Source organism: Candidatus Methanoperedens sp. (assembly GCA_027460535.1).
In the GTDB taxonomy this organism is placed as follows: domain Archaea; phylum Halobacteriota; class Methanosarcinia; order Methanosarcinales; family Methanoperedenaceae; genus Methanoperedens.
Genome location: JAPZAR010000025.1, coordinates 43,939 through 69,898 on the forward strand (window position 1 = coordinate 43,939; position 25,960 = coordinate 69,898).

Annotated in this window: 31 protein-coding genes and 1 tRNA gene; 11 read left to right on the plus strand and 21 right to left on the minus strand. The window is 44.7% G+C overall.

Annotated features, from left to right (window positions below; genetic code table 11):
- Positions 1-30: 30 nt before the first annotated feature.
- The 9 genes from mtrH to O8C65_10870 form a co-directional block, all read right to left on the minus strand.
- The gene (gene mtrH, locus O8C65_10830; GenBank protein MCZ7357418.1) at positions 31-981 is read right to left on the minus strand and encodes a tetrahydromethanopterin S-methyltransferase subunit H; all 951 of its coding nucleotides are present in this window, start codon (positions 979-981) and stop codon (positions 31-33) included.
- A gap of 9 nt (positions 982-990) precedes the next feature.
- The gene (mtrG, locus tag O8C65_10835; GenBank protein MCZ7357419.1) at positions 991-1,251 is read right to left on the minus strand and encodes a tetrahydromethanopterin S-methyltransferase subunit G; all 261 of its coding nucleotides are present in this window, start codon (positions 1,249-1,251) and stop codon (positions 991-993) included.
- A gap of 4 nt (positions 1,252-1,255) precedes the next feature.
- Positions 1,256-1,474 (minus strand): tetrahydromethanopterin S-methyltransferase subunit F, encoded by a 219-nt coding sequence (locus O8C65_10840; GenBank protein MCZ7357420.1) that lies wholly within the window; start codon positions 1,472-1,474, stop codon positions 1,256-1,258.
- Position 1,475: 1 nt separating this feature from the next.
- On the minus strand, positions 1,476-2,201 hold the full coding sequence (gene mtrA, locus O8C65_10845) for a tetrahydromethanopterin S-methyltransferase subunit A (GenBank protein MCZ7357421.1): 726 nt from the start codon (positions 2,199-2,201) through the stop codon (positions 1,476-1,478).
- Positions 2,202-2,528 carry a tetrahydromethanopterin S-methyltransferase subunit B gene (locus O8C65_10850; GenBank protein MCZ7357422.1) on the minus strand — a complete coding sequence of 109 codons (327 nt, stop codon included), beginning with the start codon at positions 2,526-2,528 and terminating at the stop codon, positions 2,202-2,204.
- Position 2,529: 1 nt separating this feature from the next.
- Positions 2,530-3,333, minus strand: a complete 804-nt coding sequence (gene mtrC / locus O8C65_10855; GenBank protein ID MCZ7357423.1) for a tetrahydromethanopterin S-methyltransferase subunit C — start codon at positions 3,331-3,333, stop codon at positions 2,530-2,532.
- Positions 3,330-4,055 carry a tetrahydromethanopterin S-methyltransferase subunit D gene (gene mtrD, locus O8C65_10860; GenBank protein ID MCZ7357424.1) on the minus strand — a complete coding sequence of 242 codons (726 nt, stop codon included), beginning with the start codon at positions 4,053-4,055 and terminating at the stop codon, positions 3,330-3,332. The genes mtrC and mtrD overlap by 4 nt, the downstream gene beginning before the upstream one ends.
- Complete coding sequence (gene mtrE, locus O8C65_10865) at positions 4,055-4,957, minus strand: tetrahydromethanopterin S-methyltransferase subunit E (GenBank protein MCZ7357425.1); 903 nt, start codon at positions 4,955-4,957, stop codon at positions 4,055-4,057. Before mtrE ends, mtrD begins: the two co-directional genes overlap by 1 nt.
- A 172-nt stretch (positions 4,958-5,129) precedes the next feature.
- Positions 5,130-6,941 carry a KUP/HAK/KT family potassium transporter gene (locus O8C65_10870; protein MCZ7357426.1) on the minus strand — a complete coding sequence of 604 codons (1,812 nt, stop codon included), beginning with the start codon at positions 6,939-6,941 and terminating at the stop codon, positions 5,130-5,132.
- Positions 6,942-7,338: 397 nt separating this feature from the next.
- On the opposite strand from O8C65_10870, the gene O8C65_10875 reads away from it, so the two are divergent.
- The 4 genes from O8C65_10875 to O8C65_10890 are packed head-to-tail and all read left to right on the plus strand — an operon-like array spanning position 7,339 to position 10,863.
- Positions 7,339-7,569, plus strand: coding sequence for an Lrp/AsnC ligand binding domain-containing protein (locus O8C65_10875; GenBank protein MCZ7357427.1), 231 nt, complete (start codon positions 7,339-7,341; stop codon positions 7,567-7,569).
- Between the two features lie 11 nt (positions 7,570-7,580).
- On the plus strand, positions 7,581-9,434 hold the full coding sequence (locus O8C65_10880; protein ID MCZ7357428.1) for a DNA topoisomerase VI subunit B: 1,854 nt from the start codon (positions 7,581-7,583) through the stop codon (positions 9,432-9,434).
- Complete coding sequence (locus O8C65_10885) at positions 9,431-10,534, plus strand: DNA topoisomerase IV subunit A (GenBank protein ID MCZ7357429.1); 1,104 nt, start codon at positions 9,431-9,433, stop codon at positions 10,532-10,534. Before O8C65_10880 ends, O8C65_10885 begins: the two co-directional genes overlap by 4 nt.
- Entirely contained in the window at positions 10,534-10,863 is a 330-nt protein-coding gene (locus tag O8C65_10890) for a type II toxin-antitoxin system HicB family antitoxin (GenBank protein MCZ7357430.1), read from the plus strand. Before O8C65_10885 ends, O8C65_10890 begins: the two co-directional genes overlap by 1 nt.
- Before the next feature lie 445 nt (positions 10,864-11,308).
- Here the strand turns inward: O8C65_10890 and O8C65_10895 are convergent, their stop codons facing one another.
- The 4 genes from O8C65_10895 to O8C65_10910 form a co-directional block, all read right to left on the minus strand.
- A complete protein-coding gene (locus O8C65_10895) occupies positions 11,309-11,512 on the minus strand; it encodes a hypothetical protein (protein ID MCZ7357431.1) in 204 nt (67 codons plus the stop codon).
- A 349-nt stretch (positions 11,513-11,861) separates the two neighbouring features.
- Positions 11,862-12,452 (minus strand): hypothetical protein, encoded by a 591-nt coding sequence (locus tag O8C65_10900; GenBank protein ID MCZ7357432.1) that lies wholly within the window; start codon positions 12,450-12,452, stop codon positions 11,862-11,864.
- 248 nt (positions 12,453-12,700) lie between these two features.
- Positions 12,701-13,168 (minus strand): PIN domain-containing protein, encoded by a 468-nt coding sequence (locus tag O8C65_10905; GenBank protein ID MCZ7357433.1) that lies wholly within the window; start codon positions 13,166-13,168, stop codon positions 12,701-12,703.
- Positions 13,152-13,349 (minus strand): hypothetical protein, encoded by a 198-nt coding sequence (locus O8C65_10910; GenBank protein ID MCZ7357434.1) that lies wholly within the window; start codon positions 13,347-13,349, stop codon positions 13,152-13,154. Before O8C65_10910 ends, O8C65_10905 begins: the two co-directional genes overlap by 17 nt.
- A gap of 448 nt (positions 13,350-13,797) precedes the next feature.
- Here O8C65_10910 and O8C65_10915 point away from each other — a divergent pair, with 448 nt between their 5' ends.
- On the plus strand, positions 13,798-14,058 hold the full coding sequence (locus tag O8C65_10915) for a type II toxin-antitoxin system VapC family toxin (protein ID MCZ7357435.1): 261 nt from the start codon (positions 13,798-13,800) through the stop codon (positions 14,056-14,058).
- Positions 14,059-14,133: 75 nt separating this feature from the next.
- On the opposite strand, the gene O8C65_10920 is transcribed toward O8C65_10915, so the two are convergent.
- Positions 14,134-14,388 carry a hypothetical protein gene (locus tag O8C65_10920; protein MCZ7357436.1) on the minus strand — a complete coding sequence of 85 codons (255 nt, stop codon included), beginning with the start codon at positions 14,386-14,388 and terminating at the stop codon, positions 14,134-14,136.
- 671 nt (positions 14,389-15,059) lie between these two features.
- Positions 15,060-15,326: a hypothetical protein gene (locus tag O8C65_10925; protein MCZ7357437.1), complete on the minus strand. Its 267-nt coding sequence runs from the start codon at positions 15,324-15,326 to the stop codon at positions 15,060-15,062.
- A gap of 279 nt (positions 15,327-15,605) precedes the next feature.
- On the opposite strand from O8C65_10925, the gene O8C65_10930 reads away from it, so the two are divergent.
- Complete coding sequence (locus O8C65_10930) at positions 15,606-15,761, plus strand: hypothetical protein (protein ID MCZ7357438.1); 156 nt, start codon at positions 15,606-15,608, stop codon at positions 15,759-15,761.
- A 199-nt stretch (positions 15,762-15,960) separates the two neighbouring features.
- Positions 15,961-16,072 (plus strand) — tRNA-Leu (locus tag O8C65_10935).
- A gap of 3 nt (positions 16,073-16,075) precedes the next feature.
- On the opposite strand, the gene O8C65_10940 is transcribed toward O8C65_10935, so the two are convergent.
- Positions 16,076-17,074, minus strand: a complete 999-nt coding sequence (locus tag O8C65_10940; protein ID MCZ7357439.1) for a hypothetical protein — start codon at positions 17,072-17,074, stop codon at positions 16,076-16,078.
- A 252-nt stretch (positions 17,075-17,326) separates the two neighbouring features.
- Between O8C65_10940 and O8C65_10945 the strand changes: the two genes are divergently transcribed.
- Positions 17,327-18,283, plus strand: a complete 957-nt coding sequence (locus O8C65_10945) for a diacylglycerol kinase family protein (GenBank protein ID MCZ7357440.1) — start codon at positions 17,327-17,329, stop codon at positions 18,281-18,283.
- 17 nt (positions 18,284-18,300) lie between these two features.
- On the opposite strand, the gene O8C65_10950 is transcribed toward O8C65_10945, so the two are convergent.
- The 4 genes from O8C65_10950 to O8C65_10965 form a co-directional block, all read right to left on the minus strand.
- The gene (locus O8C65_10950) at positions 18,301-19,041 is read right to left on the minus strand and encodes a hypothetical protein (GenBank protein ID MCZ7357441.1); all 741 of its coding nucleotides are present in this window, start codon (positions 19,039-19,041) and stop codon (positions 18,301-18,303) included.
- Positions 19,042-19,227: 186 nt separating this feature from the next.
- Positions 19,228-19,785: a YbhB/YbcL family Raf kinase inhibitor-like protein gene (locus tag O8C65_10955; protein MCZ7357442.1), complete on the minus strand. Its 558-nt coding sequence runs from the start codon at positions 19,783-19,785 to the stop codon at positions 19,228-19,230.
- A 170-nt stretch (positions 19,786-19,955) separates the two neighbouring features.
- The gene (locus O8C65_10960) at positions 19,956-20,651 is read right to left on the minus strand and encodes a DUF4382 domain-containing protein (protein ID MCZ7357443.1); all 696 of its coding nucleotides are present in this window, start codon (positions 20,649-20,651) and stop codon (positions 19,956-19,958) included.
- A gap of 162 nt (positions 20,652-20,813) precedes the next feature.
- A complete protein-coding gene (locus O8C65_10965) occupies positions 20,814-21,077 on the minus strand; it encodes a hypothetical protein (protein ID MCZ7357444.1) in 264 nt (87 codons plus the stop codon).
- Positions 21,078-21,299: 222 nt separating this feature from the next.
- On the opposite strand from O8C65_10965, the gene O8C65_10970 reads away from it, so the two are divergent.
- The 3 genes from O8C65_10970 (at position 21,300) to O8C65_10980 (ending at position 23,929) form a co-directional block, all read left to right on the plus strand.
- Entirely contained in the window at positions 21,300-21,692 is a 393-nt protein-coding gene (locus O8C65_10970) for a ferritin-like domain-containing protein (GenBank protein MCZ7357445.1), read from the plus strand.
- 66 nt (positions 21,693-21,758) lie between these two features.
- Positions 21,759-22,328 carry a LemA family protein gene (locus O8C65_10975; protein ID MCZ7357446.1) on the plus strand — a complete coding sequence of 190 codons (570 nt, stop codon included), beginning with the start codon at positions 21,759-21,761 and terminating at the stop codon, positions 22,326-22,328.
- Positions 22,325-23,929 (plus strand): DUF2207 domain-containing protein, encoded by a 1,605-nt coding sequence (locus O8C65_10980; protein MCZ7357447.1) that lies wholly within the window; start codon positions 22,325-22,327, stop codon positions 23,927-23,929. The genes O8C65_10975 and O8C65_10980 overlap by 4 nt, the downstream gene beginning before the upstream one ends.
- Positions 23,930-23,945: 16 nt before the next feature.
- On the opposite strand, the gene acs is transcribed toward O8C65_10980, so the two are convergent.
- Positions 23,946-25,919, minus strand: coding sequence for an acetate--CoA ligase (gene acs / locus O8C65_10985; protein ID MCZ7357448.1), 1,974 nt, complete (start codon positions 25,917-25,919; stop codon positions 23,946-23,948).
- Positions 25,920-25,960 lie beyond the last annotated feature (41 nt).

Genomic DNA, 25,960 nt, shown 5'->3' on the forward strand with positions numbered 1-25,960 from the left:
TTAAAAAAAAAGAAAAAAATCGGTGTAACCTTACACCAATTTCTTTATGGGGTGAACTTCTGCAAGCACTTCCAAGCCAAGGTCTTTTGCTGTCTCTGCCAGCATTATGTCGACCATCGCCACTGCAGGGAACACACGCTTTACGTTCTCTATTGGGCCATATAGCAGGAAATTCGCGCCCATTATCTGTGCCACCAGGTTTGTGCCTATATCAACCGGCGGCCATGACTCTGCCTTTGCATCAGGGTCTTCTTTCCTGAATTTCTTCATCCAGTCCCACGCAGATGCCATGTTGTGGAACCCGCCTCCCACTGGAAGACCAAGTCTGCCCTTGATCGCAAGAACGGATCTTATGGTAGCTCCAGCTCCTGCTCCAAGGGGCGTAGCTGCCACATCCACGAGAGGTCTTGTGATTCCAACGTCCTTTGCCACTTCAAGCATGCCTTTTGTCTGCCCTGTGCCACCTTTCTCAAGGATTTCCAGTTTGCCTTCCACGCTCGGGTTTGTGGCGTTGAATGCAAGTACGATGGCAGAAGTGAGCTTGCTTTCTTTGAGGGCCTTGATTTCCTCAGCACCTATGCTGGCATTTATGGAATTGTGTATGGCCCGCTTCTCGACCCCTATCTCTCTGGCATACTTTGCAGCCGCTGCCCTTGTGTGCCCATCGGATGAGTCGACAAGGAATGGTACGTCATCACAAATATCCACGAACCAGTCGATGTATTTTTTGATCGCTTCAGGCGTCTCGCCCACGAGCTGATTGAAATAAGGGAGACCGGTCTTATCCCCCATAACTTCCTGTGTATTCCACAGTTTTTCAGCTGCCGCTTTATCAAAAACACCCTTATCCTCATCAGTCACGATCTTATGTTTCAGGTAAAACATTGTACTGACCAGCACTGTCGGGTATTCTCCCGGCTGTCCGCCAACCTTTATCTTGCCGAATTCAAACACTTCTTGTTTCTTATCATATCTAAACATCTTAGCACCTCATTTAAACAGTAAGTTCTGCATGAATGCCTGCAATCTTGGAAGCACTGGTGAGAGGAGCAGCAACAGGTATACCATTACTATCATCAGCGTAGCGCATATTCCATACAGAATCCCAATATCTCTTCCGAGTTTTTTCCCGTATCTCTGGTGAATTTCTGAATTGGTGAACTCAATCTTTTCCTCTATCTCATTCAATTTATCCAGTAATTTCTTGTAGTCCTCAGGATCTACTATTACTGTCGGGACTTTCTCTGCCATTTTATCACCTCAATGCCGGAACCAGTACCGCCAGCATAACAACCACAAAACCAATTGAAAATCCTATTGCGACTGTTGCTCCGACTCCTGATTCAAGTTTCTGGTTTCTTGCAATGAGCTGACCCCTGTATCGGATGTCTTCCACCATTGATTCGATAGCTGCCATTGAAGGGGCTATTACCGTTGGTACGCCCTTACCGTATTCGTATTCTTTCTCAGCCATTTTAAGCACCACCTCCGAATATTGTTATGCCAAGTATTGTTAATCCCACTACCAGGCCAATCATTATGCCTTCTATTTTTCCTGAGTAGATGCCGGCCATCAGTTTGTTCATGTTGCCTATATCGATTGTCTGCGCCTGGATTCCCTTTATCCTTGCCTGTACAGTGGCTATCTCGGCAGACATGGGTTTAACGCCGCCTACTTCTGCGACCTCTTCCTTTGCCCCGACCTGGATGATCATTGGCTCGCCTTCAAATGCACCGGGGTCTTTTGCTGCGAGTTCCTTGATCTTTGCAATGATCGCACCCTCGTCCTCGGTACCTATCATTTCCACAATCTGGATCTGTGCCTGGAATCTCTTTATCGCATCATCCGGCAGGTTTTCAATATAGGGTATGGCTCCTGTGGACCCCACAATCCTGCTATCCTTGACACCGTTTTTATGGATCATTACGATAGCTTCACCGGATATATGTCCCTTGACTTCAGCCCCTGTGACGAGCAGGAAGCGAATGTTGGGATTTGAGATAATGTTGGCCACTATTTTTTCTATCCCGAGGTTCTCTGTCTTATGGGGGCCTGTTATCGAGGCACCGGCAGCGAGCTGTGCAGCACCTTTGAGATGCGATCCGCATGTGGTTACTGCTACGGGGTTTTCAGGATTCCCGGCTTCGTATTCTCCCTTAACAACAGGCCATCCTGCTGCGGGTTTAACTTTATTTGCCATTTACATGCCTCCCGTCGAAACTTTCGCGACCTTAAAGAGGATCAGCAGTAAAAAGGATACAATGAACCCTATTACTGCTCCGTAGAATGCATTTGTCACGATCCCGGCGTTATATGAAGCATTTTCTCGTCCTGGGAACATGTTCAAGAGCGGTGCTTTGGGGTCGAGCTGGTTCATCATGTCTGTTACGACTTTATCAAGCTCGTCCAGTTGTGTTTTCACTCCGTCCAGTGAATATTCCACAACGTCTTCCCGTTCTTCTGCGATCACACCTGTTGTCGGGTTTAATATCAGGTGCAGTTCCGGAGCTACTCTTATGTGACTCATGTTATGCCTCCGTCTTTGGAATCAATCCAGTTCCGACTACCGCCGCAGCGTCATTATAGACTTCATCCCAGAATTTCTTGTAAAAGATAAGCCACAGGATTATTCCCGCAATCAATGTGACTGCTCCCATCGCGCCGAGGGTCATGGTTGCAGCTATACCCATAAGGGCCATCGTGATAGCTCCTGTGGAACCTGCAAGATACAGCAATCTTTTCTGTTTCTCATCAGGTCCGAGACAGGCATTGAATGGATGAAGCATTGCCACTGCTCCTACCCAGAAAACGGCAAGGATGACGCCGTTATCAAACACTTTGGGGATCAGGCTTCCCACGAAATCGTAGTTTCCTGCAACTGCGGCGCTAAAACCTATGATGATTATTGCGCCTGCCGCTGCAATTTCAGTCATACAGCGGATCATGACCGGAATCTTCATTTTTATTACATGCTGGGCGAACCAGCCTATCACAAATCCGATTATTGATGCGGTTATTAATGCCAGTATAGGACCTGCATATATACCACGCGGATCTTTGGTCACGGACTTCATTATGGCAAGACCGAACATGGCTGCAATGATGCCCATACCCATAGCTATCTGTCCTATAGAAGGCACGCCTGTTCCCAGACCGTACTTGGCAACGCGTCTCACTGCTTCAGCACTCCATATAACCGCGCATATTGCTCCAAGCGCTCCGAATATCGAAGTATATGGCGGAAAAAGAGGCGATATATATATTCCAACCAGCCCTCCGATTATTCCGAATAACACCAGTGTGTTCGGGGATATTTCCTTTATATCGCTCATGCTGTCATCCCTCCTGCGATCAATATTGCCACAACGCCGCAAAGCATGCTGACAACAATACTTGTGAAAACGTCCTTGGGAACCACGCGCCTGAACTTGGGGTCATGGACTCCTTCGATCGTTCCGCCCACGCCGTAGGATGGGATAACGGAATTAACATAGAAAACACCCATGGTGAACACGCCTGCCACAGCAGCGGCGCTGGTGGCGATCAACGGTGTGTAATACCCCATCAGGACGAAGTAGATCAGTCCTCCACCTGCCCCTCCGAGTCCAGCCCCTACAATACCGCTTACGAAGCATATTGTCGGTATACCCTGTCCCTGCGTCCCTTTGGATACATAAATGTCCTGGCGCTCCCCCGTTATCGGGTCTTTTTTGACCTGGGCTGATGCAAAGGGTACAGCTACTCCGTATGCATATATTAGACCGCCCGCAAGCATCGTGCTTGCAAGCATTATCGCAGCACCCATTGCTCCCGCAGCCATTACTAATGCCATTGATGCGGAAGGTTCATAAGCGTACATATAACTTGATGTTATCAGGCCAACAAGACCTGAACCTGCTGCCAGTTCCACAGTCCCCGTACCAATTCCGGTCGCCTGGGCCATTGCCGCAGGCGCGCCGCCTACAGGAATGAAGTGAACGGCAAGGCAGATGAGAGTGCCGCTCAAACCAATCAGAAGTATATCTATAATCGTGGTTGGATCAAGAAAAACCATTATGCCCCAGCCTCCTTTTCATTCTTTTCTAATTTATACGGGCCATATGCGTTCTTCACATTAATTTCCACAAGCCGGTTCATAATTGTCATAACAGCCAGTATAATAACGCCTACCAGCATCGCTGTCCATGTATATCCCCAGATGGTCGTGGGCCAGCTTGAAAAGAACACGGTGAGACCCAGACCTATCCCCGTTGCTGGTCCTCCGAACTTAGCGCAGAACCAGACGTTATCGAGACTGGTCCTCAGCCCAGATTCGGCTTTTCGTACAATGCGCCCTGAAAGCGCTGTATTAAGACCGCATCCGAACTCACGGTTCTGGAATTCCCGCTCGCCGCCGTAGTGCACATCACCTACGGAAGAGCCGATTGCGCCAACTGAAATACCCCATATCAATGCCAGGAACGGTATGGAGAATGGGTAACCAAGTATGGCATACTGGATATATGATATTGCGACGAGGCAGAAACAAACGATGAAATTATGCCCTATGATCGAGGGCGTTGTGTATCTCATAATATCCATGTACAGCGGCTGCTTGAACCTGCTCTGGCTCGCTATCCTGCCGGCGAATGCCGTTGTTGCAAAAATGCCGTATATTACCGCTGCAATGAACGCCCCTATTACTATCGCAGTCAGTGGATAGAACTTGGCGCTTAAAAGTACGTTTGTTATTACACCGCCGGTAACAGCCGAAAGACCGTTGCTGATCGGCTCGCCTGAAATCGCTTTGTTGTATATCCTATGCAAAAAATTCATCTGAGGGGCCAACTGCACCTGTGAGTTCGGATTGCTCTGGGAGCCCACATCGGATTCTAAATCCTCAAGGCATCCCGCAATAGTAGCAAGCGCTCCCAGGAGTGCCAGTATAGCCATACTCATGGTTAAGTCTAATACCATTTATTTGTCCTCCTTTATTGAACGAAATCACCATAAAAAACTATAGTAGACTAGTTTTCTTAACGGACTACCTTATTATACATTATAAATCTTTCCTTTTCGAATTACGATTTTTCCGCTATTGGATATCGGGTCAGAAAAAGAATCGCCTGAGACCACATGGCAATTAATATTACATTTCGATCCGCGAAAGAACCCCGTGCAGCTTGTGGGGCGGGAGTTTATAGAATTGAACGAAAGCAGGAGTGAGTTTCTTGATCGTGGAATAAATCTTCCAGATAAAATTGTCCGTCACTATATCTTCAAGGCCATAGAAGATCGTTTTATCATCAATCCCCGACTCCTTCAATATCTTCTCAACATCCACTACCTCAAGATAGCCCATATAGATCTCAAAAACCCTTAATCCTTCTGCTAGGTTGCTTTTAAATGAGCCTGATATGCCGAATGGGTTATCCATCTTGATAAGGGAGACTATGATATTATCCTCATAAATGATATTATTATAGAACATGGTATTGACCATGTATGGAGGGATCTTTTTGACATCCCTTGCAAAAAAAAGAGCGGTGCCTTTTATTTTAGACATTGTATTATATAATTTATTGTACTCTTCAAGAAAAGCATCCTGGTCCATGGGCTTAAGTGAATTATAGAGTTTTTTCTGCCCCGCGGTATAAATCGTAATTGTCCCTAATGGGATCAAAGCCAGAAGAATTGACCAGTAGCCGCCTGATGGGATCTTGTGCAGGCTTGAAAGAAGAAAAGCCATATCAACTACCGTTACAAGGAAAGAGATCGCTGTCTTGAACGGTTTATTTTTCAGATAAAATATCCAGGTCATCATTATGCCGGTAAGGGTCATTGTCCCCGTGACCGCGAGACCGTATGCATAGGCAAGGTGATGGGATTCTTTGAATAAGAACATGACAAACAGGACCGAAATAAGCAAGCACCAGTTGGTAAAGCCGATGTATATCTGCGACATAAGTTCAGTTGAAGTGTAATCCACTTTGAGTATGGGCAATACTCGCGTGGTTATTCCCTGATAAACGATCGAGAACATCCCGCTGATCATGGCCTGAGAAGCTATGACAGTTGCGAGTATGCTGACAACCAGAAATGGCACGTAAAGAATGTGCGCCTGCTGGAAAACCATTTCAAAAAGTATATTTTTTGCATCCGGGTTCTGGATAACAAAAGCACCCTGGCCGAGATAATTCAATAAAAGAGCGGCAAATACGAAATACCATGCCCTGATGATTGGCAGTTTTCCCAGATGACCCATATCTGCAAACAGCGCCTCACCGCCTGTGGCACAGAGTATCACCTGTGAAAGCAGAAAGAATCCTGCAAATCCATTTTGAAATAAAAATTTGAAAGCATAGTAAGGATTTATGGCTGCCAGTACAGAAGGGACATTGATGATAGAAACTAAACCGGAAACCGCAATGGACAGGAACCAGATCACCATGATAGGACCAAATGCCCACGCCACTTTTTCGGTCCCTTTTCTCTGAAAAGAAAAAAGTAATATCGCAATTATGGCTGCAATGATTACCAGCGTTTCCTGACCCGTTCCCTCTAAGCCCGGAATCAGGACCAGGCCTTCAACAGCGCTGAGTATGCTTATAGCGGGAGTTATTACACCGTCACCGAAAAGGAGAGATATGCCAATGAAGGAAAGCAGTGTGACAAATCCTATCTGCCTTCCTGACTTCAACATGGGAACAAGCAATTCGCGGAGAACGATGGTACCTCCTTCGCCTTTCTGTCCCAGGCTCATCGCAAGCCATGCATATTCCACACTCACAAGGATAATAAGTGTCCAGATAATAAGAGACAAAATACCTATTACATGATCCAGTGTGGGCTTTGTGAGGAGAAAAATAACAGTGAGGGTATAGATTGGGCTTGTGCCTATGTCTCCGAAAACAAGACCGAGGGATTTTATTATTCCATTGAATGTTTCTTTTCCAGGCATAAATCTTCTATTTTGAAAGCAAGTGTTTTCTAAAATTTGTTATCTGCTATAATAGTCTCCAATAAACTAGCGCCTTTATTAATTTTCAATCCTTTAAATCTTATTGGATGTAATCCTGATTAGAAACTGCACTACAATTAATGAGATTTGGGACACGTCGATTTCATAGGTGGTAAGATAAGCGGGAAGGGGAGTGGGTGGTATCGTTTAAAAAAGAAACCCGCTTATCTTGTTCGCTATATAACGAACATATCTCTGTTTGGCATTATCTAAATATATAGTTTTCCCTTGAATCGTTGTTCTGGGCGCCTGACCATACCAACCTTTTTTAATACCTAAAGCTATCTTAATAAAAAATGCAGATAAACATAAGGATTAACAAGGAGGGAGACGAAGTTTGGTAATTGGAGTTACACTGGTAAATGTTGTGCCGGGACAGGAAAAAGCGGCGTATAATGAGCTTATAAAAATTAAAGGCATCAAAGACGTTTATCATGTCTTTGGGGAATTTGATTTCGTAGTCATAAGCAACGTTGACGGATTAAGTGCTTTGAATAAACTGGTGGATACTATAAGGGAAAGCGAGAACGTCACGGCTACTCAAACCATAGTGGGAGCGGAACTTTAAGAGGTTGCCTAATGGCAATTGCCGATGAACTTGCCAAGAAGCAAAAGGCCATCAGCATTGCCGAATTTTTCGAGAAGAATAGGCAAATACTGGGCTTTGACTCAAGCCCGAGATGCCTGCTTACATCCGTAAAAGAGGCGGTAGATAATTCTCTGGACGCATGCGAGGAAGCCAGCATACTGCCTGATATTTTTATCAAGATAGAAACCAAATCCAAGGATAACCTGACCCTTATCGTGGAAGATAATGGCCCAGGGATCGTCAGGGAACAGATCCCCCGGGTTTTCGCAAAACTGCTCTACGGTTCGCGTTTTCATTCTATCAAGCAAAGCCGCGGCCAGCAGGGGATAGGCATCTCGGCTGCCGTTCTGTATTCGCAGCTCACATCCGGCCGCCCTGCCAAAATAGTGTCCAAAATTGATCGCGACGCTCCAGCCCATTACTTTGAATTGCTCATAAATACACAGACCAATGAACCCGAGATCCTTGCCGATAAAATTACCGAATGGGACCGGTTGCGGGGTACGCGTATCGAACTTGAAATGGAAGCCTCATATATTAAAGGAAAGAGGAAATCGGTATATGAATACCTGAAGGATACTGCAATAGTGAACCCCCATGCACGAATAACCCTTGTTGAACCTGATGGCAACCAGGTTATTTTTGAGAGAGCGACCGATAAAGTGCCCGTGCAGCCAAAAGAGATCCTGCCACACCCTCACGGCATAGAACTCGGGACACTGATGAAGATGCTGCGGTATGCAGAAAGCGAAACGCTTGACTCATTTCTCCGCAGTTCTTTCTCACGCATAGGTGCCCAGACGGCAAGAGATATATGCAAAAAGGCCGGCTTGGAAGCTGAAAAGAATCCAAAAACAGTGACGCTCGATGAGGCAAAGAGGCTGCATGAGGCTTTTGGGAAGGCTAAGATCCAGGCTCCTCCCACGGATTGCCTTTCTCCAATAACAGAGGAACTGATACGGAAAGGACTTGAGAAGGAACATACCATTGATTTCATCGAGACCACAACGCGCCCCGCCGCAGTGCACAGCGGCCATCCTTTCCAGGTTGAAGCTGGAATAGCATTTGGAGGAAATCTTCCGAAAGAGGAAAAGGTAGAGATACTCAGGTTCGCAAACCGCGTGCCTTTACTTTACCAGCAGGGAGCCTGCGCTATAACACATGCGGTCGAGAATATCAAGTGGAGGAATTATTCTCTCGACCAGCCTGGGGGTGACACGCTTCCCATAGGCCCAGCTATCATTTTGGTGCATGTGGCATCAACGCATATCCCGTTCACGTCCGAATCCAAAGAAGCAATCGCAGAGGTGCCTGAGATCGCTGAAGAGATCGGTCTTGCGTTGAAGGAGGTAGCCCGGCGGCTTAAACTCTACTTATCCAGGAAGGATAAACTCCTTCAGAGAAAAGAAAAGGAAGAGATCATCCAGAAGATACTGCCGCGCATAGCAAAGAAAGTTGGCGAGATACTTGATAGACCCACACCGGATATTTCCCCGGTCGTTGCAAAGATAATGGGCAATGTATTTATCCAGAGGGTGGTATCGCAGAACGGGAAGGGTTGCGATGTAGAGATACGCATTAAGAACCACAGCGAAAACGTACATACTTTCAATCTTCATGAAACCCTGCTTTATAGCATTGAATCGGCAAGCCCTGACCCCAAAAAGATCCCTCTCGGAAAGCAGACGGATTATCTCTGGAAGATCTCCCTGAAGCCCAGGGAAGAAAAGGCCCTGATCTACAAATTGAATATAGGTCTTGAAGAGGCTTCAAAATTGCCACAGCTCGTGGTGGACGGGATAGATGAGGAACTTATTACCGGGGCAAAGGTCGTGAATGTGTGATAGAAAAAAGCAACAAGGAGATAAGGGATTCCCTTTCAAAAACTACGCTTAAAAAGCTTATTCAGGATTTCTACGAACAGTTCGAGAGCGAAACCATTCCTCACATAATCCTCCCATCGCGCACAAAGAAGAACATAGAACTAAAGGAGGACAGCGATGTGTGGGTCTATGGGGATAGCGAGAGTCTGCGGAGTGCAAAAACAGTTAAGGGTGCAAACCAGCTCCTGAAGACGTCGCATGTTGTTGAATTGTTGATCAAAGGGCATCTTGACCAGAACAAAAGCTCAACACTGAGAGAATTGTATTATATCAGTGAGAATTGGGATATCGCAAAATTCAATGAACAGGCGGAGAGCGACAGGCTCATCGAGGACCTTGAGATCATAACAGGACTCCAGCGAGAGGATTTCCACGTGCGCCCGGAGGAGAACGGCGCCACTCTCTATGGGCCGATCAAGCTCAAAGAGCTAACCAAGAGAGGAGAGCGCACCATCCACTGCCAGGAGGACGTGGGCGAGGCGGGATACCAGATACCTTACAACGTGGAGACAGTCAAATTCATGGAGCACGACGCGAAATTCATCATCGCCATAGAAACAGGCGGTATGCAGGACAGGCTCATCGAGAACGGGTTCGATGAAAAATTCGATGCCATCCTGGTGCACCTGAAAGGCCAGCCCGCGCGCAGCACTCGCAGGATAATCAAGCGCATGAACGAGGAACTGAAGCTCCCGGTTGTAGTGTTCACGGACGGCGACCCCTGGAGTTTCCGCATTTATGCAAGTGTTGCCTACGGCGCTATCAAGAGCGCGCATCTCTCGGAGTTCATGGCAACCCCGGCAGCGAAGTTCATCGGGGTGCAGTCATCTGATATCGTGGAGTACGAGCTATCCACCGATAAGCTCAATGAGCAGGATGTTAAGGCGCTGCAGAGCGAACTTACAGACCCGAGGTTTGATACTGATTACTGGAAAGAGCAGATAAACATGATGCTGAAGCTGGGGAAGAAGTCTGAGCAGCAGGCTTTTGCGGGGAAGGGGCTGGATTATGTGACTGATGTGTATCTGCCGGAGAGGCTTGGGGAGATGGGGGTGGTTTGATGGATGAAAGTGCTGTTTATGATGGATTAAAGAGAGATCCCAAAAATGTGGGTTTTAACAGGTATGCGATAGAAATTTTCTATAGCGAGGAAGATGAAGGCTATATTGCCGTAGCACCAGAACTGCCTGATTGTTCTGCTTTTGGGGAAACTGAGGAGGAGGCATTGAAGGAAATCAAGATAGCGATTGACTTATGGCTGGAAACCGCTATGAAAGACGGGAGAGAAATACCTAAACCAACAGGAAAAGAACTCCTGAGGACTGCGGTTGAGGGATTAATTGGCTTTAAAGCAGGACGTTCGCAAAAAGTCAGTGCGGAATGTGCATAGATATTTGATGAGAAATGATATTTGCCAGCAGTTGAAGCCGGAGAAGAAGTCTGAGCAGCAGGCTTTTGCGGGGAAGGGGCTGGATTATGTGACTGATGTGTATCTGCCGGAGAGGCTGGGGAAGATGGGGATGGTGTGAAAATCATTTTGAAACTTTAAGTCTCAATAAATTTTTATATCAATAATACCTTAATTAATGAAAATCTCTATGCATAAACTGAAAAAGTATTTGGAGAAACTAGTGGAAAAATTTATATCGTTAAAATCTTTTGTATTAAATCTTATTTTTATCTCAGTGTAGTTATTTATAGCTATTTTTGTTTTGCTTCTGTTTCCGATTTTGGTTATACACTCGAAATATTGGCTGTATCCCTTACTGCTCTCCCATGCCCACTCATTCGCACTTGTAGAGCAGCCCATCCCCTCGCTGAACCCGGCGCTATGGCTATTTATGGCCCGGCGCCGTCCTGCGAGATCCACGGCATCCCTGCTTCCAATCCACAACATTCGGGCTGCAAACCTCAAAGCCATGCGCCGAACAGTCAAAAATAATGTTGTTATCACATTCCCAGACCCCGGCGCCGCCGCAAAATGCGATGAAACGCCCCAAAAATCTTCGCGCTCTCTGCGTCCTTCGCGGTGCACTCATCGACTAAAACCGCAAAGCCGGCTATGAACCGTGGTTCATATATCTGAATGAAAAGGCCATTGTGACGCAAGAACACGGATTGCACGGATGACACTGATGCGCACGGATTAAAGGTATCCGTGAAAATCCGTCTAATCCGTGTCATCCGTGTTCGATGTCGTGGTATTATTCATACCAGAACGCAAAGCACAGCTTGCTAAAATTTCAATCCGAGTTCGTACAAATTTGTACGAGTTCGCCGTTTAATTTATGATAATGCACGCCGCTCCAAACAGATACCCGCGCCTCCCGCACACACCCTGCGCGGGTCGAAGAAAGCACATAGAACGATTACTTTCCCTGCTCAATCCTATCCTGAATATCCGCATACCCCAACCCGCGGCGAGTTGACCACAGGCAGCAATAAATCTTCCCCACATTCATGATCAGGAGCACAATATTCACAAACCCACCCTTCTCCTGAATGGCTGCATTGTCTACAAATATATGTTGCAATTTTCCCGCATGAATCACACATGACCACGGGCAGCTCATTTCTTGCGAGAATTTCAATCGATCTGTCTGAATCTTCAATTTCCCGTTCATTTACTACTTTGAGCTCAAGGCAAGTGGGGCTTCCAAAATCATATTCATAATAAAATTCTTTTCCAGGTCTTAAAACTTTTTCAAGCAAATAATTCATACTTTTATCTTCTTTAAAATATTCATCCGTTTCTGATATATACCTTTTCCCATTTATTGTAAACGCGCTCAAATGCCCACAGCACTCGACCCAGGTATCCCTGAGAAAAACATCAAGTCCTCTAAGAAGAGAATTTGCCGGTGCTTCAAAGTACATCCAGTACTCATGCAAAAAGCTTCCCTTAACCAGAATCGTGAATAATCTCGTTTGTATAGGTACAGAAAAACCTGAAGGTTTTCGAACATGATATTTTTTCACGCATTGTACAAGGTGCTTTTTCATTGCGGTCTTACCGAATACACCTCCGCACAAGGAGCAAATACCATTTGTTTTTTGAATTTTGGGTTTTCGTGCTGTCATGTTGTGATGCCTCGATATCTGGACATACTAACCAGAAATAGTTGATACCACTATATATTAGAATTCGTGATTTGTTGTTGAAAAGAACAAGCTAAGCCCTATGATCTCCACCGCTAACCTTCCGTTTGCCGCAGCCGAAATTAGAGTTAGCTCCCTACTTTCAAAATTTCAGATAGAGCATCCTTCGCATGATAAACTTTAAACTTGCCGTCCTTTGTTCTTATCCTGTCAATAAAATCTTTTTCATCGAGTGATATAAGGCTGGTCTTAAAATCAAGCGAAGTCTGGAGATAAAAAGCATCGGCTGAATAAACCCGATATTTTAATGCTGTTTTTCCTACCCTTTCACACAGGGCACTGGAACCATAGTCTTCAAGATGATATACCATTTTATAAAATTCTTTCAGGGCTTTCTTTGCCGGAGGTTCACCTTTTATTTTTCCAATTGCGTTGTAGAGCTCTGTGATGCACAATGTGGGTTGATAGAGTATGAATGATGTGCCCACAAAGTTCAATATTTCTCTGCAATCCTTGCTATACTCTTCATTTTCTTTGATGGCTGAGATGAACACATTAGAATCGAGAGTTACTCGTGTATTAATAACCCCTGGCATGTTTTCGCTCAGTTCTAACCATTTCAACAGAACTTATTTCAATTTTATCCGGAATATCTTTCAGTTTTAAAAAATCAAGAGCCGCTTTATGCATCGCTTTTTTTGGCTTGACTGCTGAAACTCTTGTTTGGGAACATATGCCCTTCCTTAATTCCTGCATCTCTTTTTCCAGTTTCTTCATCCGGGTCAATACTTTCTGGACTTGCATATTGAAACATAATGTCGGATTTATATATAAAACTTAACCCGAATTAAAATAGAAAACAATCCTTCAATTATTCATCCCTGGCATTCCAAGCACTCAATATCCTGTTCAGTCAAAGGCAGCTTTGATATTTCCTTCCATGATTGGCTAACATCATAAAGCCAACAAATAACGCAAACCAGCGCCTCCATCGCACAATCCCATGCCCCCATCGTTCTGGCGGCGCCTGACAGCCCCGAATTAGAAACAAGCGCTGTAGAGGATGCTCTGGGCGCGTGGGGTCATGATGTGGATAGTAAGAAATTTGTGGATAATCTGCGCAAGTCCAAGAGATTAGATTGGGTAAAATGAAAGTTTTTGTCGATACATCAATATTTGCGGATTGCCTCAGGTCAAACCCATTGCCTCTTCCAAAGATTTCTTTGTGAGTATTGAAGGGAAAAACAGTGGATTTACTTCTACTATCGTGGTAGCCGAGCTTAGTGTTGGCGCATATCTTTCACAGAGAGCAGATGCTCTGGACAAAACGCTTAGAATAATATCAGCAATCTCCATAATAGACCTAAACAAAGAAATCGCCCTCTTGGGAGGGAAAATGTACTCTGAACTGGTTAGGGATGGAAAAGAAATAGAATTGAATGACTGTTTGATTGCAGCAACCACATTATCTTCAGGAATAAAATAAATAGTAACAAGGAATATTGATCATTTTAATAAAATAAAAGGCTTAAAAGCAGTCACTCCGGAAGATTTGGGTTTTTTAATTCAAGGTACCTGCGCCCTCCTCACCCAAACCCACAGCCCGCCCCTCCACCCGACGCCCGGCACCGTCCTTCGAGATTCCCGGCATCCCTGCACCCGCTCCACAACATTCAGGCTGCAAACCCTCAAAACCGAGCGCCGAACAGTCAAAAATAATGTTGCTATCACATTCCCAGACCCCGGCGCCGCCGCAAAATGCGATGAAACGCCCCAAAAATCTTCGCGCTCTCTGCGTCCTTCGCGGTGCACTCATCGACTAAAACCGCAAAGCCGGCTATGAACCGTGGTTCATAGATCTGAATGAAAAAGCCATCTGTGACGCAAGAACACGGATTGCACGGATGACACTGATGCGTACGGATTAAAGGTATCCGTGAAAATCCGTCTAATCCGTGTCATCCGTGTTCGATGTCGTGGTATTATTCATACCAGAACGCAAAGCACAGCTTGCTAAAATCTTCAATCCGAGTTCATACGAGTTTGTAAGAGTTCGCTGTTAATCTAATGATAGATAGAATGTAGGTAGAATTTGTTATTTTTTTTCTCTTTTTTACGTCCCTCAGATACGACTTCCATCCTATCCTTATTTATATTTCGACTGCTGCTTCTTGACAAACAGCAATATTCTTATTTATCGTGGTATTGATTTCAATCTTCTCAATAGGTCTTTGATTACCCACCACTTTGAAATTATTATATAAATGTAAAGTTCTTCGATTTGATTGCCAGTGATACCTGCCTTAAATAATTTTATTCTTTCTTGTGCAGTTTCTCACATTGATTTATCTCCTATCGTATCCTATCTTAATCGAAACCATTTGTCTTTACTATTTTTATTTTATTGGTCTGTTCTTCCGTATTTTTTCTAATATCTGCAATGAATAGTCTAACCTGCCATGTTCCGTCACTGTTGTGAGTACAACATTAAGCACTATCTTCTTGCGCCACCTCAGCGGCTGCATGGGGTTTTGTGGATGGGGGTACAATATTACCCTGGGTTTCGCTCAGCATTTTTTCTATCATTTCATCTGTGCTTAACAGGAATCGTACTCTCTCGATATCTATCTCCCCCAGGCTCTTCCATGAAGGCCAGTCATGGACAAGTTTTTCCTCGGGGAAAAACTTCATTAGGATAGGTACTGCTCCCAAAGTCCTCTTGATATCTTTAAGCGTATCTTCATACGCTAACATTTCTTTTGTCACCTGATCACCCCTTTTATAAATTCATGATATAAATCATGAATATTTATATTATAATAATAATGAGATTAATAGTTTTCGATAACAAAGCTGGTAATATATATGATAATAATCTTGTGATTTTTGGAAGTCTGATATCCAAAAGTAATTTGAAATGCAATCGAGTGACAACTTTTGAAGTCTATTGGGGTCTTCAGGTATTATATGGTTCATAAATGATTCTCTTTCACTGCACAACCGAAGCAAACGCTCATAATGAAAGAAGGCTTCATGCCAGATATGAAATACAATTGGCAGGTTAAGAGCAAACCAGGCTTTGTGTATATCAGTCTCGCATACGCTCCGTTCTATGCAAACGCAGCAGACAGCAAGAGCAGGGCGTTGATAAAGGTTGAGGTTAAAGAATCGGCGCTATATCAAGATTGAATAAGGAATAATCTTTGCATGCACAGAGTTTAGGTGCAAGTGCGACTTTAAGTGAAGAGCCATTAAAATAAAAACCTTTATCATGCTGAACAATTTCTTTTCTTTAGGCATCAATTACCCAAATCTCTGGGATTGTATTTATCCAATCCTGTAACGACATCCTTAAGTTTAATCAGGATAATTCAGCCTGACCCACAATGCGGGGGTAACCAAGCGGCCAAATCAGGGTTCTCCTGAACTTTGAGGCTAAAGGTGATAGACTCAAGATCTATTCTCGCAGGAGTTCAAGGGTTCAAATCCCTTCCCCCGCATATTCATGACTCAAACAGCACGTTCTGGGATCCGCATTCACAGCATACTGCCGAGTCTATGAGCCCCCTGTTATCGCTGAACACTCCCACTGCATAGTGCTCTATATCATATTGCTCTTTCATGATCTTATCAAGCCATTCTTCTTCATCCCTGGATTCCGGGCATCTTGATAAAATAAAAAACCTTTCCGTGAATTCCTTCTCGTTTCCACATTCCTGGCATGTTCTCGGGCCAAAAAATTTCCACGAATCTTCGAGTTCCTTTGAGTCACTGAGTTCCTTAATAGATACTTCTCTTATCTCTATGGGTTTCGTGGCTTTTATCTCTTCTACCTTCTGTGCTGCCACGATAGCTTTTCTTGCCTCCTCATGGCGCTTCTCAAGCAGGCAGATCTCACCGCATGCGCGAAGCATATCCCGGGTCGGGGTCCTTTTGGCCAATGCGTAGGCTTCAAGGCCTGGAGTGGTTTGTCCCATACTGAAACACCTGTTACCGCATATTATAAGCAAGGATTCCGGTGGAGTCTTGTTCGCTAATTTGTAGGCTTCTAAACCAGGATGGAGTTGCCCTTCCTTAAAGCACAGGTTGCCGCATATAATGAGTTCTTCTTCCGGCGGCGCCTCTTCAACAAGCTTGTAGGCTTCCAGGGCAGGAACGAGTTTTCCTTTAAGCAGGCAATCCTTTCCGATCATGACGATTTTTTCCTTAGGAAGCGGCATCCCGATCAATTTAGATGCCTCTATGGCGGAGTATATCCGTCCTTCGTCAAGATATTTATTAACATAACCTTCAAGGATTTTTTTTGGAATCTCTATATCGGCAGCTTTGGAGCCTTTTAAAGCTTTGGACATCCACCCTTTCTGAAGATACCTGTAAATGCAACTTCTGAGTTCCTCATTTGAAAGCGGCATTCCAGTGACTCTGGATGTTTCTATGGCTTCAGACATCCGCCCTTCTTCAAGGCATTTTTTTATATATGCATTAACTTTTTCCTGGCTCATTTTCCATTTATTCTTAAATGTACGACTTCAAGTCAGTGCTGGTTATAATATATTATTAATCCGGCATATAGTGATAAAGTTTATGCATGGCAAACACCTCCCAGAATTATTATGCATGTAGAGAGCTGATTAAGTGACGCAAATGGAAAAAGAAAGCCTGAATTTTCTTGATTGCGGGAATTGTCGCTTGGCGGATGGCATGAATCGATTTACAAACTACTCCCGGAACAATCTAAATGGAGGTGATTTCGCATGGACGATGAACAATTCAGGATAAAAGATCTCGGGGTCATTATCAACCCTGCGGCAGGTGCTGGTAAGGCGGTCATTGAAAATGTGGCAGGCAAAGCCATTGAAATTTTCAGAGACTGTAATATTGTCCATCCAGCTCCCGGAAATGGGAGGGAAACCACGATACGCCTTGCAGGAGAGATCGCCACGAGGGTCGATGCTATTCTTGTGGTAGGAGGTGATGGAACGATGTCAGACGTGGCTTACGGTCTTTTCATTGCAGGCGCACCCGTGCCCATCATTGGCATCGGGGCGGGCAGTACCAATGTCGGCCCTCTCATCTCTGTAAGACCACATGAAATGGAAAGGCTTGATCCGTATGCACTCAAAATGCACGGGGTCGGAGGGATACAGGCAAGCCTGAATAAGGCCCGGATCGGACTTGGTTTTAATGATGTCGTTCTCGGCGATACCGTCCTTACAACTCTTGAAGGCCGCGTGATGCAGGTGAGCGCCGTAGAATTCATAAAAGGCAAAAAGAAACCTGCTGCTCCATTGAAATCGGGCAAAAAGGACTCTGAAATATGCATTGAGCGCCGGGATGAAGTTGTTGAAATTCATAAGGGGATTTTTGGTCAGATGTTCGCCGCCCCACTTGAGGAAAGGTATCTGGGTAAGGGACTTGCCGGCGGGACGTCGCTTGCAGCAGCCCTTGGTCTCCCGGCAGGTATTGCCATAACCAGCGAACCGATTATAAATTACAGCATAGGGCCCGAGGATTTCCTGGCGAAAGAGCCAATTGTTACCAAGACCGCCAGCTTCAGGAAAAGTGATGAAGTGATAGTCAAAGGTCTCAGGGAAGGCACATGCCTGATAGTTGACGGGAATCCGCTTGTTATCCTCAGAGATGACGATGAGGTAAGGCTGCGTTACCTTCCTGACGTAGCATGGGTTTTGAGACCGCATATTTCCAGGTGATCATAATATCTATTTGTTCACCGCACTATTGGCGAGGCATCATGGTCGAAAGGGTTTTTCCGCATGGCTAGAGAAAAGAGGTATGGATAATTCTTTCTCAGGTAATTCATATAATCCAGCCACTGGGACACGAGCAGAGTATAGGCACGTTGAATGTCACCTGCGAGATGAGCATAATCGGATTCCGGCAAGTTGATCAATTCATCCCTGCTATCAAGCTCTTCGGTGAGATGGAAGACGGCGCGGAGGAGTTCTGTGAATGCAGTGTGCTCAAGGAGGGAAGGGTTCTCGAGCAGACGCAAAAGAAAATCACGCTGATTCGTAAGGAATTCCCCAAGCTGCGTGAAATCCATCTTCTTGATATCCACTGTATAGTTATACCGCTTAAGCTCCACATGAACACGGCTGAATTCTTCATCCGACCAGCCATTGTTCACTATAAGTCGATTTCGAATTTTTTCGAGATTGGGATCTGCATCCGAGAAAAGTGACAGGAGCTTTGTCCCTGCCTCGCTAAAAAATGTCCCAATGACCATATTCAGCTTTTCCAGTTTCTCTTTCCTGGAACGCATGATCAGGAGCTGGTTCAGGATAATTGTAACAAGAAGTACATTGATGGGAAGAAAACCCAGAGCATTGAAGACATAGAAATAACTATTCTGCGGGTCGCCGAGAAATAAAAATTTGATTGCATAGATTGCGATTGAAAATAAAATCAATGCAACGCCCAGTTTGAATTCCCAGCTTGGCTTTTTCATAAGAAAATCGTTTCTCCGATATCAATTCCGACCTACATAAATTCATTCATCTTTTATGTTTTGGAAAATCTTCCTTTCCAGGCATCTTGATTGCACAGGTATGCTACTGCCCATTCTGAATTCTTTTCCGATATCAGCCATTCTATTTGAGACCTTTTTCAAGGGTTTTTGATAATCCTGAGAATCTTATCTCCCGTATTTGCCTATCAGTTCGCCTTTTGCCAGTATATGCCCTTTCATGGCATCCTCCACCTGTTTCTTGGAGGCACCAGGCCCCAGGCTGAGTTTTTGGTCAAGGGCGTATATTTTAAAATAATACCTGTGGGGTTTTCCGGGTGGGGGACACGGACCGCCGTATCCTGCGCGGCCGAAGTCGGTCATTCCTTGAATACTTCCATCGCTAATGGTTTCGCTTCTCGGCATTCCCTTTGCCAGTTTCTGAACTTTGGCAGGAATGTTGAAAATAACCCAGTGAACGAATGTCTTCCCCGGACAGTCAGGATCATCCATTATCAGTGCCAGGCTTTCAGATTCTGGCGGTATTCCTTTCCAGGCTAATGCTGGCGAAAGATCCTCACCCTCACATGTATATTCATCCGGGATAAAACCCCCGTCCTGAAATGCCTCTGCTGAAATTGAAATGTTCTGCATACTTACCTCCTTTGTATCTCTGCTCTCTTTATTGGCTACACATCCTGCGATAATTGCTAGAAGGAAAACCGATAGATAGAGCTTCGATCCCATACTGTTCCCGGTAAGAACCAGTTAAGTTTAAATGGTGAAACTGGGTACCACCATAATGGTGCTGACCAAAGCACTTCAGTTAATCCAAATCCAATTATCTTAGACCGGCTGAGAGCCGATGTTTACGGGGCTTGATCCGTTGAGCCGACGTTGAAACTCTTTGGCGTTCCTTAACTTATCCCGCCCATTTTTATCTTTCCTCCCTCAATGGAGAGTTTTGTGTCTTTTGAAATATTAAGCCCGACCCCGATATTGCCGTCAATATCCATACCCACTTTGATGTTTGTTTTTATTGTTCCGCCGTTTATTTTGACATTTGCTTTGGAACTTACATCCACGTCAGCTTTCTCTCTTGTTTCTAATTTAACGACAGGAGCAAAGATATAATCTCCATTTCCTGTTACATGCAATGATTCGTCTGCAATAAAGTCAAACGTTGCGGTTGATGTTGAGCTTTCGTTGACTGTTAATTCCCCAACAATTTTCAATTCTCCAGAAGGCAGTTTAGCCTCATGATCGCCTGACATATCTGTGACGACAACTTTTGAAGTCATCAGGCGAACTTGCTGGTATGTTCCCGTTTTCAGGTTGACATCTGCAAGAAGCGCCTGGCTTCCTTCTGCTTTGAGCTTGAGAAGATCATAAGTCTGCGGTGTTGACGATACAGTTACCCATCCTTCGGCTGCGCTTTGCACCTGTACGCTATCGATAGTCACTTTAACACTGCTAACAGTACCCATGTCTGGAGCGGCATCTTTTATGGTAAATACAGCTCTTCCTTGTGTTGTGGTAGGTGCTTGGACGCACCCTGCCAAGAGCACCACAGCAACAAGGGCAAAAACAGCAAGTAGTTTTGTTCGATTCATACTTTCACCATCTTAATCAATCTTTTTCTAATGTTCCCCCGAAGATACAATAGAAAACAACTGTAATTATTACATCCCTTTGTCGATATATAAATTTGTTGGTTACCAACATGATAGAGGGTGCTTACCAAAGCACATATAAAACCATTGGTAATTTTTTTCTCACCTCTTAAAATAAGCCACTGAAGAAAGATTTTCTTTTATCCCTTTCTGTAATCGTCTCAAAGCAACCGCAAGAAGTATTATACAACATTTCGTTACATGGAGGTCAAGATTTTTCAAACCTCTTCCATTTACATGCGTCTCCACTTCCAGATGGTCCTTCAGATAGCTATTGATACCGTTGCAGTTTCTCAAATGGTAAGCATCAAGAACTCCCTCGGGGCATTGTTCATTTTGCCGCATATAGGTATTTCTGAAATGCATGGCAACTGGCTCATAAATTCCTATTTTGATAAGAAATTGCATCATGTATTCGAGAGAGAGCCATCTTGAACAGACCGGAATAACCATAATTCAGAAGCGCAATCCCAAGCGATTCGAGCATGGATACGAAATAGGCAGGCCTGTATAACTAACGAGCATAAAGATTAATACTAATCACTCTATAAATGTCTTGTGGAGGAGTAAAACCTGGAAAAGGAAGAAATGGTCCAGATATTGAACGAGGATTTTGTTCTCGAGGTCGAAGCTTCATTGATTTATGTGAGAAACGCTTTCATTATGCCTAAGTGCGTTCCCAGCAGGGTCACAGAGGCAATAGCCGTTGACGAGATGAGGCACATGAACTGGCTTGCCGACCTGATCGTGAAAAGGGGTGGTAAGCCGAGCATGGATCACAGGGAACTTGATTTCGGAGGAGATGACCTGCGCGGTCAATTAGAAAGGCAAATGACTCTTGAATCCGAAGCAGTGGAGAGGTACAAGAAGCATATAGAAATGATTGACGACGCGGAAGTAGCGGGCGTCCTGAGACATATCCTTGATGAGGAAAAAAGGCACAGGAAAGAATTCAGGATGAGGCTTGAGAGTATTAAATAGTTTTTAATATTTATGCAAAAATCTGTACGTTAAATTTATATTTCAATAATAGGTAATAAACACGTTATGGGGATTGTATCTACAATAATCGTGGTTGTTGCAATAATCGTTATCGTATTGCTGATATTATATTTGATTTCTATTTATAACAGATTTCAGACCCTGAAGAATGGGTCACTCGCTACGCTTGGTCAGATAAGGGTGGCGCTGAAAAAAAGGCTTGACATGATTTCTCAACTTGTGGAATCCGTGCAGAGCTATGCAAAATTTGAAAAAGGCACATTCGAAAAAATCACTGAGATGAGGGCGAATGTGATGAAAGCCGATACAAGCGCGATTCAGAATATTGAAGCAGAGTCAAGAAAAATCCTTGGCAATATTCTTGTCTCCGTGGAAAATTACCCTAATCTGAAAACATCTGAAACAGTTAAGCCGCTCATGGATGCGGTGAAGGAAATTGAGGATGAGATCGCAAGACACAGGTACACTTACAATAACATAGTCCAGGAATTCAACACGATGACGGACGTCGTTCCATCCAATATGGTTGCATCATTTTTCAGATTCGCAAAGTTGACATACCTTGAATTCGAGGAAGAAATCGCAAAGCGCCCCGATCTCAAGTGGCAGATATGAGTGAGACAAGGCAGCTAGTAGCTTCTTTTGTTGTTGTTATTCTCATCGGGATTGCTGGATACCTTGCATCGGGTTATATCCAATATTCAGGCGATCTTGTTGTTGACAGATATGAGGCAGTCTTTTCACCTGATGGTACTTTAACCGAAACGTATGTTTACGATGTCAGCACCTCTGGAAAGTACACGATGTTGTTCAGGACCTGGAAGGTCCCTCTTATTGATCCGGAAGAGCCGGATCTGAACAGCCCATACATTCAGGCTACTGATGTAAACTGCCCTTCAGGATTTACTTCATATATCAAAAATTATGCTGGAACGGTTGTGACATCAGATGAATCGAAAAAATTCGCGATTGATTCCATGGCATACCTGAACGAAGCCGGCTGCTATCTTCCATGGTTTGATAAGGGTAAATACACCATCACCTTCAGGTACCATGTGTATCCGCCCATGGAATGCGATGAGTCGTTCTGCCATTTGAATCTCATGCTCTCGGATGAACATGTTCCCTACAGGGATGTCAGGATTGTTCTGAAAGATCCATCCAGCTATGTCCAGAAAATCTTCCAGCATCCCCCCGATTTCAGTGTTTCAAGAAGTGATAATGATTGGATCATTGCAGGCAAAAGCCCGCAGAATGGGCTCATAGAAGTGGAAATGCTAGTTAATCCGGCTGCATCGGATAAATTCATAACGAGATCGAGGAATATAGAAAATAAAACGGGATCTGTCAACTCACTATACTCAATATTTTATCTCCTCCTTTCAGGGTTCAAATATGGTTTGATCGCTGCTGTTCTGGGATTTCCTCTGATCCTCTATTTCCTATACCTCAAATACGGAAAGGAAACGGAGTTCACAGTGCCCCGGTATCTCAGCTATATCCCCGGTAAGAGAAAACCATGGTTTGTCAACATGGTATTCAAGGGGGATGCTTTTGATTTTGATGAGAACGGCTTCTTCGCAACACTGCTCGACCTGCACAGGAGGGAGTTCATAAAAATAGAACAGGATGAGAAAAAAGATGACGTAAGAATCAAGCTTTTGAAAGAACCCGGAGATGCGGAAGATCCTTACGAAAAAGATGTATTGTCATTTTTATTACATTGGTCAGATTATGGCACCTTTGACACGGATAAATTCAAAGGCAAAGTGAAATCGCTTGCAGGAAAACAGGACCAAATATCTTCCCTGAAGATGCGGATGGATCGCATAATGAAAAAGGCATACCCCGAAATCGCAGAAAATTTTGCTGTCGGCGGGAGAGGAAAATTCCTAATATTATCAGCAGTTCTCATAGGCCTGACAATTGTTCTGCTTGCAAGTCAGTCTTATACTTATCCCATACTCGGGGAGAGCGCCGTATATTCGGCGACTCTTGCCCTGCAATCCCTTTTCATAGGAGCATTTACCACTTCAACGCTCTTTGGCAGGTGGAAGGGCGAGTACTATAAGGAAAAAATGGAGTGGGATGCATTTCGCAATTTCCTTTCGGATATGGCAATGATAGAGAAATATTCAACAAGCGGAGGACATGGTGGTGGTGGAGGATTTGGTGGAGGAGGAGGGTTTGGAGGAGGTGGGGCAGGTGGAAGATGAACACACTAACACTGAATCATTCCCTTTCCTTCACTAATATCTCCACAACCGAAGGGTCAGCGAGGGTTGTGGTATCCCCAAGCTGGTCTATATCTCCAGATGCTATTTTCCTGAGTATCCGCCTCATGATTTTTCCCGATCTTGTCTTGGGAAGGGCATCGGCAAACTGCAATTTTTCAGGTTTTGCTATTGGACCTATCTCATTCCTGACATGGTTAACGAGTTCTTGCTTCAATTCCTTGTTCTTCCAGACACCTTCTTTAAGCGTGACAAAGGCATAGATCGCTTCCCCTTTTATCTCGTGAGGATATCCTACCACGGCAGCCTCTGCCACTGCAGAATGTGATACAAGAGAACTTTCTATCTCTGCCGGCCCGAGCCTGTGCCCTGAGACCTTTATTACATCATCTATCCTTCCCATGATCCAGAAATACCCGTCCTCGTCTTTTCTGGCGCTGTCACCGGTATTGTACATTCCGGGGAACTGTGTGAAATATGTCTCCTTGAATCGCGCATGGTTGCCGTAGACCGTCCGCATCATTCCCGGCCACGGTTTCCTTATCACGAGCAGACCACCTTCGTTAACGTTCGCTTCATTGCCATCCGGCCGCAGAACCACGGGCTCAATCCCCGGGAAAGGGACAGTGGCCGAGCTGGGCTTGAGAGGAATGGCACCCGGAAGAGGTGAAATCAGGATGCCGCCGGTCTCGGTCTGCCACCATGTGTCAACGATCGGGCATTTACTATTCCCGATGACATTGTAATACCACATCCAGGCTTCCGGATTTATCGGTTCACCAACAGTTCCGAGAAGACGGAGGCTTGAAAGATCTCTTCCTTTCGGCCAATTATCACCGCATCTTTCTATTGCTCTGATGGCAGTGGGAGATGTATAGAAGATCGTGACCTTGTATTTTTCCACGAGTTCCCAGTATCTGTCAGGCTGCGGATAATTCGGCACCCCCTCAAACATCAGACTCGTAGCACCCGATGCAAGTGGTCCATACACCAGATAGCTGTGACCTGTTATCCAGCCGCAATCCGCCGTGCACCAGTATAAATCCTCTTCGCGATAATCGAAAATCCATTTAAACGTCAGCATTACATACAGCAAGTAACCGCCTGTTGTATGCAGCACACCTTTTGGCTTGCCTGTGCTTCCGCTTGTGTAAAGGATAAATAGCGGGTCTTCGGCATCCATGATCTCGGGTTCGCATTCCCCGGAAGCGGTATTCATCTCCTCATGCCACCAGAAATCCCTGCCCTGTTTCATGCCGATCTCTATTCCAGCGCGGTTGTAAACAATCACGCTCTCCATAGTGTTATCAATTGCCCTATCAACGTTCTCTTTAAGAGGTATAGTCTTTCCCGACCTGAAACTCGCGTCCGCAGTGATCACCATTTTACAGGAACTATCCTGTATTCGTCCGCGAAGCGATTCAGCGCTGAATCCCGCAAAAATAACATTGTGGATGGCGCCTATTCTCGCGCATGCAAGCATCGAGATAACAAGTTGTGGTATCATAGGTAAATAAATTGCAACCCTGTCGCCTTTTTTAATACCTCTTTTTTTCAGGACATTTGCGAACCTGCATACTTCATGATATAATTTTCTGTAAGTGTACGTTTCAGTGTCTCCCGGCTCACCCTCCCAGAGAAGAGCAAGTCTATCCCCACGCGTTGAAAGATGCCTGTCGAGGCAGTTATAGGATGCATTTAACTTTCCGCCTTCGAACCACCTGCATATCACGTTCTCGTGATCCCAGAAATAGACTCTATCCCATTTTTTAAACCAGGAAAGTTCTTGCGCTTTTTGACTCCAGAAAAAAGCTGGGTCTTTAATGGAGCTGTCATATATCCGTCTATAGTCATCGATGCTATTTATATGGGCTTTTTTCCCGAATTCCGCGGGTGGATAGAATAAACGCTTTTCTTCCAGTAATGATTCGATAGTTTCATCCATTTTCAGGCTCACATAGCATAATTTCACATGGTAATTAAAATAGGTTGTGAAAAGAAAAAGTCAATCTA

Excerpts from the sequence above, each read along its gene's own strand:
- mtrH (MCZ7357418.1), bottom strand. The coding sequence starts at position 981 with ATGTTTAGATATGATAAGAAACAAGAAGTGTTTGAATTCGGCAAGATA.
- mtrG (MCZ7357419.1), bottom strand. The coding sequence starts at position 1,251 with ATGGCAGAGAAAGTCCCGACAGTAATAGTAGATCCTGAGGACTACAAG.
- O8C65_10840 (MCZ7357420.1), bottom strand. The coding sequence starts at position 1,474 with ATGGCTGAGAAAGAATACGAATACGGTAAGGGCGTACCAACGGTAATA.
- mtrA (MCZ7357421.1), bottom strand. The coding sequence starts at position 2,201 with ATGGCAAATAAAGTTAAACCCGCAGCAGGATGGCCTGTTGTTAAGGGA.
- O8C65_10850 (MCZ7357422.1), bottom strand. The coding sequence starts at position 2,528 with ATGAGTCACATAAGAGTAGCTCCGGAACTGCACCTGATATTAAACCCG.
- mtrC (MCZ7357423.1), bottom strand. The coding sequence starts at position 3,333 with ATGAGCGATATAAAGGAAATATCCCCGAACACACTGGTGTTATTCGGA.
- mtrD (MCZ7357424.1), bottom strand. The coding sequence starts at position 4,055 with ATGGTTTTTCTTGATCCAACCACGATTATAGATATACTTCTGATTGGT.
- mtrE (MCZ7357425.1), bottom strand. The coding sequence starts at position 4,957 with ATGGTATTAGACTTAACCATGAGTATGGCTATACTGGCACTCCTGGGA.
- O8C65_10870 (MCZ7357426.1), bottom strand. The coding sequence starts at position 6,941 with ATGCCTGGAAAAGAAACATTCAATGGAATAATAAAATCCCTCGGTCTT.
- O8C65_10880 (MCZ7357428.1), top strand. The coding sequence starts at position 7,581 with ATGGCAATTGCCGATGAACTTGCCAAGAAGCAAAAGGCCATCAGCATT.
- O8C65_10890 (MCZ7357430.1), top strand. The coding sequence starts at position 10,534 with ATGGATGAAAGTGCTGTTTATGATGGATTAAAGAGAGATCCCAAAAAT.
- O8C65_10895 (MCZ7357431.1), bottom strand. The coding sequence starts at position 11,512 with ATGAGTGCACCGCGAAGGACGCAGAGAGCGCGAAGATTTTTGGGGCGT.
- O8C65_10905 (MCZ7357433.1), bottom strand. The coding sequence starts at position 13,168 with ATGCCAGGGGTTATTAATACACGAGTAACTCTCGATTCTAATGTGTTC.
- O8C65_10910 (MCZ7357434.1), bottom strand. The coding sequence starts at position 13,349 with ATGAAGAAACTGGAAAAAGAGATGCAGGAATTAAGGAAGGGCATATGT.
- O8C65_10920 (MCZ7357436.1), bottom strand. The coding sequence starts at position 14,388 with ATGAGTGCACCGCGAAGGACGCAGAGAGCGCGAAGATTTTTGGGGCGT.
- O8C65_10925 (MCZ7357437.1), bottom strand. The coding sequence starts at position 15,326 with ATGTTAGCGTATGAAGATACGCTTAAAGATATCAAGAGGACTTTGGGA.
- O8C65_10930 (MCZ7357438.1), top strand. The coding sequence starts at position 15,606 with ATGCCAGATATGAAATACAATTGGCAGGTTAAGAGCAAACCAGGCTTT.
- O8C65_10940 (MCZ7357439.1), bottom strand. The coding sequence starts at position 17,074 with ATGAGCCAGGAAAAAGTTAATGCATATATAAAAAAATGCCTTGAAGAA.
- O8C65_10945 (MCZ7357440.1), top strand. The coding sequence starts at position 17,327 with ATGGACGATGAACAATTCAGGATAAAAGATCTCGGGGTCATTATCAAC.
- O8C65_10950 (MCZ7357441.1), bottom strand. The coding sequence starts at position 19,041 with ATGAAAAAGCCAAGCTGGGAATTCAAACTGGGCGTTGCATTGATTTTA.
- O8C65_10955 (MCZ7357442.1), bottom strand. The coding sequence starts at position 19,785 with ATGGGATCGAAGCTCTATCTATCGGTTTTCCTTCTAGCAATTATCGCA.
- O8C65_10960 (MCZ7357443.1), bottom strand. The coding sequence starts at position 20,651 with ATGAATCGAACAAAACTACTTGCTGTTTTTGCCCTTGTTGCTGTGGTG.
- O8C65_10965 (MCZ7357444.1), bottom strand. The coding sequence starts at position 21,077 with ATGCATTTCAGAAATACCTATATGCGGCAAAATGAACAATGCCCCGAG.
- O8C65_10970 (MCZ7357445.1), top strand. The coding sequence starts at position 21,300 with ATGGTCCAGATATTGAACGAGGATTTTGTTCTCGAGGTCGAAGCTTCA.
- O8C65_10975 (MCZ7357446.1), top strand. The coding sequence starts at position 21,759 with ATGGGGATTGTATCTACAATAATCGTGGTTGTTGCAATAATCGTTATC.
- O8C65_10980 (MCZ7357447.1), top strand. The coding sequence starts at position 22,325 with ATGAGTGAGACAAGGCAGCTAGTAGCTTCTTTTGTTGTTGTTATTCTC.